The following is an 11584-nucleotide window of genomic DNA, read 5'->3' on the forward strand; positions in this document are numbered from 1 at the left end:
GGCCCCCGGGATCCGTCCCGGGGGCCTTGTCCTGTCCCGGGGTCTCCCCTAGCGTCGGGCGCATGGGTGTCGCACTGGTGACCGGAAGCTCACGAGGGCTGGGCCGCACGATCGCCCGGCGGCTGGCCCGCGACGGGTTCGCGGTGGCGGTGAACGCGCTGCACGACGACCCCGACCTCGAGACCGCCGCCCAGGAGGTCCTCGCCGAGGGCGGCAAGGCCGCGGCGTTCGCCGCCGACGTCACCGACCGGCACCAGGTGGGCGAGCTGGTCGACGGGGTGACGGCGCTGCTGGGCCCGATCAGCGTCCTGGTCGTCAACGCGACGGGCCCGCAGCCGGACGTCTTCCTGTCCGAAGTGGACTGGCCGGACCACCTGGGGCACCTGGACTTCTTCGTGCGGTCCCCGGTGCTGCTGGGCCACGCGGTGCTCCCGGGCATGCGCGCCCGCGGCTACGGCCGGATCGTCCACATCGACTCGGAGGTGGCGGACCGCCCGCCGGTCGGCCGCTCGGCCTACGCGACGGCGAAGGCGGCCCAGGTCGGCCTGGCCCGCTCGTGGGCCCGCGAACTGGCCCCGGACGGCATCACGGTCAACTCGGTGGCGCCGGGGTTCGTCCCGGTGGAGCGCCACGCGGAGGTCCCGGAAGCCGAGCGCGAGGCCTACCGCGCGGGCGTGCCGGTGGGCCGCCTGGGCACCCCGGAGGACGTGGCGGCGGCGGTGAGCTTCTTCGTGTCGCAGGAGGCGGGCTTCATCACGGGCCAGCGTCTGCTGGTGGACGGCGGGCGCGCCCTCGGCTGAGCTGCAGCACCACCAGCACACCGAGGATGAGCACCAAGGCCAGCGTCAAGGCCGTCCACATCGCGACGTGCAGCTGCAGCAACCCACCGGCGAAGGCGCCGGCCAGCATCGCGCCCACGGCGGCGACCTTCCGCACCGGATGCGCCCCCTGACCACCCGCCGCCTTCGAGTCGGCCGCGAAGCCGGTCAACGTCATCGTCAGCACCGTCGTCGTCAGGTCAGGCGCGCCGATCCGGCGGACCGCGGCGTTCTGCAGGCCCATCGCGACGCCCAGCACGACGATCAGCAGCTCGCTGCCCAACCGGGTGCCGCTGCCGAGTGTCGCCGACAGCACGACGGCCACCGCCACCAGCGCCGCTTGGACCGCCGTCGCCTGGCGAAGCGTGTCGTACTCGTCTTCGGTGCGGGCCAGGCGCCCGCCCGCGAGCGCGCCGGCGAGGAAGGCCAGCACCGCCGTCAGCGACGCGAGCACCGACAACGTCGTCTCGCCCGCCGCCGCGAACCCGAGGAACACGACGTTGCCGGTCATGTTCGCGACGAACACCCGCCCCAGCCCGAGGAAGCTGACGGCGTCGACCACCCCGGTCACCACGGTCAGCGTCAGCAGCAGCGCGGCGAGGTTCCGCGCCTTCGTCTCAGCCATGGACGAAGTCAACCACCCGGCGGGCCGGTTCGCGTCCCGTCTTCGAGGGTCGCGACGACCGGCGGCTCAGTTCCATTCCGGAGACGAACTTCACCGAACGATTCATTTCCTTACCCGCCACCGCCAAAGAAACTCGCCTATCAACCACTCTCTCACGCGCGAAGCGCGCTTCACCATGCGAAGCTGCTTCGCAGCGCTTCGCGAGCGGAATCCGTTGTCACACAGGCGGAACACTGACCTCCTTGCGGTGAATCCCTGCGCGGCACGGGGCGTTTTGTCGGGGGTCCCCTCTAGCGTGCGGGCATGACCGAAAAGAGCACCGTGCGGACCCGGGAAATGGCCGTCGAACTCAAGGGGCAGCGGGAACTGAAGCGGATGAGCCTGCGCGAGGTGGCCCGGCGCGCGGACTGGTCCGCGTCGAAGGTGTCGGCCTGGGAGAACGGCCGGCGCATCTCCCCGGTCGACGCCGCGATCTACCTCGCCCACTGCGGCACGAAGGCCGCCGAGCGCGCGCGGCTCCTCGAACTGACCAAACCCCCGGGTGACCTGTACTGGGTACGGCCGTACTTCGACCCGCTCGTCGACCCGGCGAAGTCCCTGATCGTCCAGGAAAACCTCGCCACCAAGGTGATTTCGAACAGTCCCGCGGCCCTGCCCGGCATGCTCCAGACCGAGGACTACGTCCGCTCGCTCCACGAGCTGTCCGGGCAGTACCCGACCGACCGGCTGAAGCTGCTGGCCCAGGAGCGGATCGACCGCCAACGGCTGCTGCAGCGCCGAAACCCGCCCCAGTGCGTCTACTTCCTCTACGAACACACGTTGAGATCGATCCTGCGCGACCCGGCGCTGATGCACGAACAGCTCCAGTATCTGGTGCTGGCGACCAACCTGCCCCACTGCACGATCCGGGTCGTCCCCGCGTCGGCGCCGCCGTACCACCTCATCGGCAGCCGCTTCACGATCCTGGAGTTCGCCGAACACCCGTCGGTGGCCTACGAGGAAACCTTCTCCGCCGGGCTGTTCATCGACGAGCGGGCGGCGGTCGAAGCGTTCTACGGGTTCGGCACCCGGCTGGAGCAGGCCGCGCTGTCCGAACGGGAGTCGCGGGAGTTCCTCGTCCGTCTGACCGAGGAGTTCGACCTCATGAAGACGTGACAACCCGGATCCCGTCGTGCCAGACCGCCCGGATCCGGCCGGGCAGGTCCGACACGTCCAGGTCGGTGCCGTCGAGCAGCACGAGATCCGCGCGCAGGCCCGGCTCGACGCGGCCGCGGTCGTCGTCGAGGCGAAGCAGGCGCGCCGCTTCGGAGGTGGCTGCCTTCAGGGCGGCCGCGTCGCCGAGCACCGCGGCCAGCAGCCGCAGCTCGGTCGTCAAGTCGACATGGGGACGCGGGGCCAGGTCCGAGCCCGCGGCGATCCGGACCCCCGCCTCCACCGCGAGCCGGAGCGAGCGCTGGTGTGTGTCGGCGAACTCGCTGTCGTGCAGGGGCGACAGTGTCGGCACGTACCCGGCGTCGGCCAGCGCGGCGACAGCTGTGTCGTCGAGGAACGTGCCGTGCTCGACGCTGCGCCCCCCGGCGCGGGCGGCCGACACCACCGCCTCCGCCGTGTGCGCGTGCGCGTCACGGCCGCAGCGGCGGGCTTCGTCGACCAACGCCGTGACCTCGTCGTCGGTCGGGCGGACGTCCACGCCCTCGCGGATCGCCCGCATCGCGCCGCTCGCGCCGACCTTGATCCAGTCGGCGCCCGCGCGCACCATCCGGCGGACGGCCGCGCGGGCGGCGCCCGGCCCGTCGAACAGCGGGTCCGGCAGCGACGGGTCGCCGTAGTTGTCGACGGCGCCCGCGGTCGCGTCCCAGGTGTCACCGAGCCCGCCGGTCGGTCCGAGCTGACGCAGGCTGACCAGCAGGTCCGGCCCGGTGATCCAGCCTTCGTGCAGCGCGTGCTTACTCTGCCAATCTTCGCCAATCCGGCCACGGTCACGGCCGAATGGCTTTTGTAGCTATGGTCACCTCTCGCTCGAGGGTCGGCCTACCTCTGGCCGGATTGGCAAAGCAGGCGTCGGCGCCCCAGGCGTCCCGGACGGTGGTGATCCCGCGGGCCAGCAGCCCCGCCGGAACAGTCGACCCGTCCGTCCCCGCCGAGGCCCGGCCCGACCTCGGCGATCCGCGAGCCGTCGACAGGCGCGCCGGCCAGCAGCGTCACGCGAGATCCTTGCGGTAGATGAGGAAGTCGCACGGCGTGGCCAGCGACGGCGCGAGGTGCGGGTAGTCCTCGGCGAGGTCGGCGCGATGGGTCACGCGGTAGCCGAGCCGGTCGTACCACCCGGCGAGGAACTGCTTCGACGGATGGGTCCATTCGCGCGGCACCAGCAGTTCCAGCTGCATCTCACGACAGCCCGCGTCCCGGCTGACCCGCTCGGCGAAGGCCACCAGCTCCCGCCCGATGCCGAGCCCGCGCCGCGCAGGATCGGCGGCGAGCATGCCGAACTCACCGGTGCTGCTGTCGAGCCGCCGGACCCGCACCGACCCGGCGAAGTCCCCGTCCACGAAGGCGACGGCGATCTCCCCCGCCCGCACGAACCCGGCCACCTCGTCGGCCGAGGTCCGGTCGGTGCTGCCGAGCCAGAGCCCCTTCTCGGACTCGGCGTAGACCTGGTTGACAAGAGCGGTGATCCGCGCGACCAGCGCGGGCCCGGCGGACGGCGGCAGCAGCTCGATCTCCATGCTGCCACCTTGTCACGCGAGCCCGACGATCTCCGCCGCGAACCCGCCCAGCTCCGCTTCCCGGCGCGAGCACGCGTCCGCGAGCCGCGCGATGTCGGCCGCCCATTCGCCGGTGGCCCGGTCGGCCGAGCCGATCCGCTCGAAACCCCGGTCGAGCAGCCCCCGCGCATCGTCGAACCGGCCGCGCGCGACGGCCTTCACCGCGCCGAGCGCATTGGCCAGCGCACTGGCGGGACGCGACCACTCGCCGTCAGCGGCGGGCACGGGAACGTCGTCGGCGGCTTCGGTGCGCACGTCCAGGTCGAGCCGCCAGAACAGCGGAACTCCTTGGAAGCGCACAAAAACCAGTCGCTGGACCGGCGAGTGCAGGAAGTCCGGCGAGAACCGCACCGAGGCGACCGGCTGGACCGCGGCCAGCACCGACGCGAGATCGAGACAGGAAGGGAACGCGGCCGAGGGCACCTGCCACTCGACGTCGATGTCGCTGTAGGCGTCCTCGGTCCCCAACGCGAGCGAACCCCGTAACGACGCTCGCGAACCGGCGACCGCCGCCTCGAGAGCGGCGAGCACACGGTTCGCGAGCGTCGAACGGGACAGCGTCACTGATCGCGGCGGAAGAGCTTGTTGCCCAGCCACACGATCGGGTCGTACTTGCGGTCGGCGACGCGCTCCTTCATCGGGATGAGCGCGTTGTCGGTGATGTGGATGCCTTCCGGGCAGACCTCGCTGCAGCACTTGGTGATGTTGCAGTACCCGAGGCCGTGCTCCTCCTGCGCGGCGTCACGGCGGTCCGCGACGTCGAGCGGGTGCATCTCCAGCTCGGCGATGCGCATCAGGTACCGCGGGCCGGCGAAGGCTTCCTTGTTCTCCTCGTGGTCACGCACCACGTGGCAGGTGTTCTGGCACAGGAAGCACTCGATGCACTTGCGGAACTCCTGCGACCGCTCGACGTCCACCTGCTGCATCCGGTATTCACCGGGCTTGAGGTCCGCGGGCGGGGTGAACGACGGGATCTCCCGCGCCTTCGTGTAGTTGAACGACACGTCGGTGACGAGGTCGCGGATCACCGGGAACGTCCGCATCGGCGTCACCGTGATCACCTCTTCCTCGGTGAACGTCGACATCCGCGTCATGCACAGCAGGCGCGGCTTGCCGTTGATCTCCGCCGAGCACGAGCCACACTTGCCCGCCTTGCAGTTCCAGCGCACCGCGAGGTCCGACGCCTGGGTGGCCTGCAGCCGGTGGATGATGTCGAGGACGACCTCGCCCTCGTTCACCTCCACCGTGAAGTCCTGCAGCTCGCCGCCCGTGTCGTCGCCGCGCCAGACCCGGAAACTCGCTTTGTAGCTCATGCGCACACCTCGCTGTCGCTCGGTGCCGCCTGAGCCGGAAGCGCTGTGTTGAATGATTCGCTCGCAAGCTCGCTCATGCCTTGCTCCCCGGGTGCGTCTCGAGCTCTCCGCCGGTGTAGTACTTCCCGAGCTCGCCGAACTCGAACAGCTCCAGCAGGTCCTGCCGCAACGGCACCTGCTCCTCGACCACCACGCCAATGTCCGGGACGACCGGGTTGTCCCCCTCGGACGCCGAGCACACCAGCAGCTTGTGCCGCCACTCGGCGTCCATGCCCGGGAAGTCGTCGCGGGTGTGCCCGCCGCGGCTCTCGGTCCGCGTCAGGGCCGCCTTCGCGACGCACTCGCTGACCATCAGCATGTTGCGCAGGTCGATCGCGAGGTGCCAGCCGGGGTTGAACTGCCGGTGCCCTTCCACCGTGACGCGCAGGATCCGCTGCCGCAGCTCGGCGAGCTTCGTCAGGGCCTGCTCGATCTCGCCGGCCTTGCGGATGATGCCGACCAGGTCGTTCATCGACTGCTGCAGCTCGGTGTGCAGGGTGTACGGGTTCTCCGCCGTGGCACCGGAAGGCGGGTCGAACGGCGCGAGCGCCATCTTCGCCGCGGCGTCCACATCGGACTGGGCGACCGCGGGCCGGTCGGCGAGGCCGTCCACGTACTCGGCCGCGCCGAGGCCCGCGCGGCGGCCGAACACCAGCAGGTCGGACAGCGAGTTGCCGCCGAGCCGGTTGGAGCCGTGCATGCCGCCCGAGCACTCGCCGGCCGCGAACAGGCCGGGCACGCTCGCCGCCGCCGTGTCCGGGTCGACCTCGATGCCGCCCATGACGTAGTGGCAGGTCGGGCCGACCTCCATCGGCTCGGCCGTGATGTCGACGTCCGCCAGCTCCTTGAACTGGTGGTACATCGACGGCAGCCGCTTCTTGATCTCCTCGGTCGGCAGCCGGCTGGCGATGTCGAGGAAGACGCCGCCGTGCGGGGAGCCGCGGCCTTCCTTGACCTCGGAGTTGATCGCGCGGGCCACTTCGTCGCGGGGCAGCAGGTCCGGCGTGCGCCGGTTGTTGTCCGCGTCGGCGTACCAGCGGTCGGCTTCCTCTTCGCTTTCCGCGTACTGGCCCTTGAACACCTCGGGCACGTACTCGAACATGAACCGCTTGCCGTCGGAGTTCTTGAGCACCCCGCCGTCACCGCGGACACCCTCGGTCACGAGGATGCCCTTGACGCTCGGCGGCCAGACCATGCCGGTCGGGTGGAACTGGACGAACTCCATGTTGATCAGCTTCGCGCCCGCCCGCAGGGCCAGCGCGTGGCCGTCCCCGGTGTACTCCCACGAGTTCGACGTCACCTTGAACGACTTGCCGATGCCGCCGGTCGCGAGCACGACCGCGGGCGCGTCGAACAGGATGAACCGGCCGCTCTCACGCCAGTAGCCGAACGCGCCGGCGATCTTCCCGTCGGTGGTGAGCAGCTCGGTGACCGTGCACTCGGCGAAGACCTTGATCTTCGCCTCGTAGTCCCCGGTCTCGGCGAAGTCCTCCTGCTGCAGCGACACGATCTTCTGCTGCATCGTGCGGATGAGCTCGAGGCCGGTGCGGTCACCGACGTGCGCCAGCCGCGGGTAGGTGTGCCCGCCGAAGTTGCGCTGGCTGATCCGGCCGTCGGCGGTGCGGTCGAACAGGGCGCCGTAGGTCTCCAGCTCCCAGACGCGGTCCGGCGCCTCCTTGGCGTGCAGCTCGGCCATCCGCCAGTTGTTGAGGAACTTGCCGCCGCGCATGGTGTCGCGGAAGTGGACCTGCCAGTTGTCGTTCGAGTTCGCGTTGCCCATCGAGGCGGCGCACCCGCCCTCGGCCATCACCGTGTGCGCCTTGCCGAACAGGGACTTGCACACGACGGCCACGCGGAAACCGCGCTCGCGAGCTTCGATCACGGCGCGCAGACCGGCGCCGCCGGCCCCGATCACCACCACGTCGTAGCTGTGGCGTTCGACCTCGGTCATAAAAGAATTCCACCTCGGAACTGGGGACGTCGCTTGTCGGGAGAGGGAAGCGCTAGTTGACGAATCTCAGGTCCGAGATCGCGCCGCTGGCCACGAGCATGACGTAGAAGTCGGTCAGCACCAGCGTGCCGAGCGTCGTCCAGGCCAGCGCCATGTGGCGGGTGTTGAGCTTGGTCACCTGGGTCCAGATCCAGTACCGCACCGGGTGCTTGGAGAAGTGCTTCAGCCTGCCCCCGGTGACGTGCCGGCACGAGTGGCAGGAAAGCGTGTAGGCCCAGAGCAGGACGACGTTCGCGAGCAGGATGAGGTTGCCCAGCCCGAAGCCGAAGCCGCCGGTCTTGCCGTGGAACGCGGTGATCGCGTCGTAGGTGTTGACCAGCGAGACGACCAGCGCGACGTAGAAGAAGTAGCGGTGGACGTTCTGGATGATCAGCGGCAGCCGCGTCTCGCCGGTGTACTTCGCCTTCGGTTCGGCGACCGCGCACGCGGGCGGCGAGAACCACACGGCCCGGTAGTAGGCCTTGCGGTAGTAGTAGCAGGTCAGGCGGAACCCGAGCAGGAACGGCAACACGACGAACCCGAGCGGGATGAACCCAGGCAGGTCGCCGAACCAGTGTCCGAAGTGGCTCGAGCCCTCGACGCACGAGGTGGACAGGCACGGGGAGTAGAACGGCGTCAGGTAGTGGTAGTCCGGCACCCAGTAAGCGGTGCGCACGAACGACCGGACCGTCGCGTAGATGATGAAGGCGCCCAACCCGAGCACGGTGAGCAGGGGCTGGAGCCACCATCGGTCGGTCCGCAGGGTGCGTTCGGCGATCCGGGCCCGCTTCGGGGACCGGACGCCGGTGCCGACGCCGTTGTCAGCCGGAGCGCTCACCGCTGGTCGCGCTTGTAGCCGCCGACGCCTTCGTCGTCCGCGCCGTGCCACAGCGACGGGTCGTAGGGGGTGTCGGGTACCGGGACGCGCTCGGCGGGTTTCGCCTGGGCGGGCACGGCCGGCGGCGTGCCGTCGAGGTCCGCGGTGTCGATGTCGAGGCGCTCCACGTCGTTGGCGAGCCGGCGCACCGCCGACGCGTCGCCGTAACGAGAGCGCAGTGCGCCGACGCACTGCCTGAGCTGGCCGATGGTTCGCCGCAGCTCGGCGATCTCGGAGGTGGACATCATTCCTCCCGGTGGTGGTGGGGCTGGCAGGGAGCCGGCCGGGCGATCGCTCGCCGTAGGGCTTTGCCACGCGTCGTGCAGATGTGACAACTAGCACACTAACGGTTCCCGGGGTGATCGGGGTCACGCGGGTGGATCTTCTGAATCGATTTTGATTCGGCGTTTTCCCGAGGTACTGTGGCCAGTGTCACGACCCAGAGGCGTCAGCGCTGCCGTCCCGCGGACCACCACACACCAGTGATCCGGAGCCGGACATGAGCCCCACCGCCCTGAACGCGACCGTCGCCGAAGTCACCGCCCGCATCACCGCGCGCAGTGCCGCGACCCGCACCGCCTACCTCGGCCGCACGGCCGAAGCGCACGAAGAAGGCCCGGTCCGCCGCGGCCTCGCGTGCAGCAACCTCGCCCACGGCTTCGCCGCCATGGAAGGCGGCGACAAGGCAGCCCTGCGGGCCGCGCGCGCCCCGGGCGTCGCGATCGTCTCGTCCTACAACGACATGCTCTCGGCGCACCAGCCGATGCAGGAGTACCCGGCCTGGCTGAAGAAGTCGGTGCGCTCAGCGGGCGGGGTCGCCCAGTTCGCCGGCGGGGTCCCCGCGATGTGCGACGGCATCACCCAGGGCCGCGCGGGCATGGAGCTGTCCCTCTTCAGCCGCGAGGTCATCGCGATGTCGACGGCGATCGCCCTCTCGCACGACATGTTCGACGCGGCCCTGCTGCTGGGCGTCTGCGACAAGATCGTGCCCGGCCTGCTGATCGGCGCCCTGTCGTTCGGGCACCTGCCGGCCGTGCTGGTCCCGGCCGGGCCGATGAACTCCGGCCTGCCGAACAAGGAGAAGGCGCGCGTCCGGCAGCTCTACGCCGAGGGTCTCGCGACGCGCGAAGACCTCCTCGACGCCGAAGCGGCGTCGTACCACTCCGCCGGCACTTGCACCTTCTACGGCACGGCCAACTCGAACCAGATGGTCGTCGAGGTGATGGGCCTGCACCTGCCCGGCGCCAGCTTCGTCCAGCCGGGTTCGGCCCTGCGCCAGGCGCTGACCGAGGAGGCCGGACGGCGGATCGTCGCGATTTCGCGCGGCGAGGAGTACACGCCGGTCTCGCGGATCCTCGACGAGAAGGCGTTCGTGAACGGCGTCATCGCGCTGCTCGCGACCGGCGGCTCGACCAACCACACGATGCACCTGGTCGCCGTCGCCGCGGCGGCGGGCATCCAGCTGACCTGGGACGACTTCTCCGACCTCTCGGCCGTCGTGCCGCTGCTGGCGCGGGTCTACCCCAACGGCAGCGCCGACATCAACCACTTCCACGCCGCCGGCGGCATCCAGTTCCTGGTCGGCACGCTGCTCGACGCCGGGCTGCTGCACGAGGACGTGCACACGGTCGCCGGGTTCGGGCTGCACCGCTACCGCGCCGAGCCGATCCTGTCCGACGGCGAGCTCGTCTGGCGCGACGTCCCCACCCGCAGCCTCGACGAAGAGGTGCTGCGCCCGGCGTGGCGGCCCTTCGCCGCGGACGGCGGGCTGCGAATGGTCGAGGGCAACCTCGGCCGTGCGGTGGTCAAGGTGTCCGCGGTGGCTCCGGAGCACCGGGTCGTCCAGGCGCCGGCGCGGGTGTTCACCTCCCAGGAGGCGTTCAAGACGGCGTTCGAGGCCGGCGAGCTGGACCGCGACGTGGTGGTGGTGCTCCGGCAGCAGGGCCCGCGGGCGAACGGCATGCCGGAGCTGCACGGCCTCACCCCCGCGCTGGGCGTGCTGATGGACCGCGGGCACGCCGTGGCGCTGCTCACGGACGGGCGTATGTCGGGCGCGTCGGGCAAGATCCCGGCCGCGATCCAGGTGACGCCGGAAGCCGCGGCGGGCGGCCCGATCGCCCGCATCGCCGACGGCGACGTCATCCGGCTCGACGCGTCTTCGGGCTCGCTGGACGTGCTGGTCGGTGACGAAGAACTCGCCCGGCGTGAGCTTGTGGACGCACCGCCGTCCGAAGCATCCTGGACCGGCACCGGCCGAGAGCTGTTCGCCGCGTTGCGCCGTGCCGTCGGCCCCGCCGACCAGGGCGCTTCGGTGTTCGGCGGCCTGACGCCGGAGCACTTCGGAACGCCCGCTTTCGCAACCCAGGAGGTCGGTCAGTGACCACCGGTCAGGACCTGCTCGAGCTGTCCCCCGTGATGCCCGTCGTGGTGATCGACGACGCCGACGACGCGGTGCCCACGGCGCGGGCGCTGCTCGCCGGCGGGATCGGGGTCATCGAGCTGACCCTGCGCACCCCGGCGGCGTTGTCGGCGATCGAGCGCGTCGCGGCCGAGGTGCCGGACATCGTCCTCGGCGCCGGCACGGTCACGTCGCCGGACCAGGCGAAGCAGGCGGCCGACGCGGGTGCGAAGTTCCTCGTGACGCCCGGCTGCACCGACGCCGTCGTCGACGCGTGCTTCGAGACCGGGCTGCCGTTCCTGCCCGGCGCGAGCACGGTGTCGGAGGCGATGAAGCTGGCCGAACGCGGGCTCACGGCGCTGAAGTTCTTCCCGGCGGAGGCGTCCGGCGGCGTCGCGTACCTGAAGTCGATCGCGGGCCCGTTGCCCGGCTTGAAGTTCTGCCCGACGGGCGGGATCACGGTCGCGTCGGCGCCTTCGTACCTGGCGCTGCCGAACGTCGGCTGCATCGGCGGTTCGTGGCTGACGGCCTCGCTCGATTCCGCGACGATCGAGAAACTGGCCGCGGAAGCCGCGAAGCTGTAGCCGAGATCACCCCGGGGAATTACGGACCCGAACGGCGGAATCGACGTCCGGATTCCGGGAGCACCGTTCCCACGCGCTGGAACGGTGCTCCCAACGGGTGTGGCGGCGGTCATGCGTTCGCCCGTTTGTGCCAGTGAGCGGGCCATTTGCGCCACGGTCGGTGATTCACCCCTTG

At 70.6% G+C, this 11584-nt stretch carries 12 protein-coding genes; 4 read left to right on the forward strand and 8 right to left on the reverse strand.

Annotated elements, in window-relative coordinates; genetic code table 11:
* The first annotated feature begins 62 nt into the window (after positions 1 to 62).
* The gene (locus tag ACZ63E_RS43755; protein ID WP_465342234.1) at positions 63 to 800 is read left to right on the forward strand and encodes an SDR family NAD(P)-dependent oxidoreductase; all 738 of its coding nucleotides are present in this window, start codon (positions 63 to 65) and stop codon (positions 798 to 800) included.
* On the opposite strand, the gene ACZ63E_RS43760 is transcribed toward ACZ63E_RS43755, so the two are convergent.
* Positions 754 to 1443, reverse strand: a complete 690-nt coding sequence (locus ACZ63E_RS43760; protein WP_465342235.1) for a YoaK family protein — start codon at positions 1441 to 1443, stop codon at positions 754 to 756. The two genes, ACZ63E_RS43755 and ACZ63E_RS43760, sit on opposite strands and share 47 nt — an antisense overlap.
* 303 nt (positions 1444 to 1746) lie before the next feature.
* Between ACZ63E_RS43760 and ACZ63E_RS43765 the strand changes: the two genes are divergently transcribed.
* Positions 1747 to 2598: a helix-turn-helix domain-containing protein gene (locus tag ACZ63E_RS43765; RefSeq protein ID WP_465342236.1), complete on the forward strand. Its 852-nt coding sequence runs from the start codon at positions 1747 to 1749 to the stop codon at positions 2596 to 2598.
* Here the strand turns inward: ACZ63E_RS43765 and ACZ63E_RS43770 are convergent.
* The 7 genes from ACZ63E_RS43770 to ACZ63E_RS43800 all read right to left on the reverse strand — a co-directional run bounded on the left by ACZ63E_RS43770 (position 2585) and on the right by ACZ63E_RS43800 (position 8672).
* The gene (locus ACZ63E_RS43770) at positions 2585 to 3412 is read right to left on the reverse strand and encodes an amidohydrolase family protein (protein ID WP_465342290.1); all 828 of its coding nucleotides are present in this window, start codon (positions 3410 to 3412) and stop codon (positions 2585 to 2587) included. The two genes, ACZ63E_RS43765 and ACZ63E_RS43770, sit on opposite strands and share 14 nt — an antisense overlap.
* 232 nt (positions 3413 to 3644) lie before the next feature.
* Positions 3645 to 4169 (reverse strand): GNAT family N-acetyltransferase, encoded by a 525-nt coding sequence (locus tag ACZ63E_RS43775; RefSeq protein ID WP_465342237.1) that lies wholly within the window; start codon positions 4167 to 4169, stop codon positions 3645 to 3647.
* A gap of 12 nt (positions 4170 to 4181) precedes the next feature.
* The gene (locus ACZ63E_RS43780) at positions 4182 to 4772 is read right to left on the reverse strand and encodes a hypothetical protein (protein WP_465342238.1); all 591 of its coding nucleotides are present in this window, start codon (positions 4770 to 4772) and stop codon (positions 4182 to 4184) included.
* Positions 4769 to 5521: a succinate dehydrogenase/fumarate reductase iron-sulfur subunit gene (locus ACZ63E_RS43785; RefSeq protein WP_465307861.1), complete on the reverse strand. Its 753-nt coding sequence runs from the start codon at positions 5519 to 5521 to the stop codon at positions 4769 to 4771. The genes ACZ63E_RS43780 and ACZ63E_RS43785 overlap by 4 nt, the downstream gene beginning before the upstream one ends.
* Before the next feature lie 73 nt (positions 5522 to 5594).
* A complete protein-coding gene (locus ACZ63E_RS43790) occupies positions 5595 to 7511 on the reverse strand; it encodes a fumarate reductase/succinate dehydrogenase flavoprotein subunit (protein WP_465342239.1) in 1917 nt (638 codons plus the stop codon).
* A 52-nt stretch (positions 7512 to 7563) separates the two neighbouring features.
* Positions 7564 to 8388: a hypothetical protein gene (locus ACZ63E_RS43795; protein WP_465307865.1), complete on the reverse strand. Its 825-nt coding sequence runs from the start codon at positions 8386 to 8388 to the stop codon at positions 7564 to 7566.
* Positions 8385 to 8672 (reverse strand): hypothetical protein, encoded by a 288-nt coding sequence (locus ACZ63E_RS43800; protein WP_465342240.1) that lies wholly within the window; start codon positions 8670 to 8672, stop codon positions 8385 to 8387. Before ACZ63E_RS43800 ends, ACZ63E_RS43795 begins: the two co-directional genes overlap by 4 nt.
* Positions 8673 to 8926: 254 nt before the next feature.
* Between ACZ63E_RS43800 and edd the strand changes: the two genes are divergently transcribed.
* Positions 8927 to 10807, forward strand: coding sequence for a phosphogluconate dehydratase (edd, locus tag ACZ63E_RS43805; protein WP_465342241.1), 1881 nt, complete (start codon positions 8927 to 8929; stop codon positions 10805 to 10807).
* The gene (gene eda / locus ACZ63E_RS43810; protein WP_465342242.1) at positions 10804 to 11409 is read left to right on the forward strand and encodes a bifunctional 4-hydroxy-2-oxoglutarate aldolase/2-dehydro-3-deoxy-phosphogluconate aldolase; all 606 of its coding nucleotides are present in this window, start codon (positions 10804 to 10806) and stop codon (positions 11407 to 11409) included. The genes edd and eda overlap by 4 nt, the downstream gene beginning before the upstream one ends.
* Positions 11410 to 11584 lie beyond the last annotated feature (175 nt).

Source organism: Amycolatopsis sp. NPDC104819, from assembly GCF_055583145.1.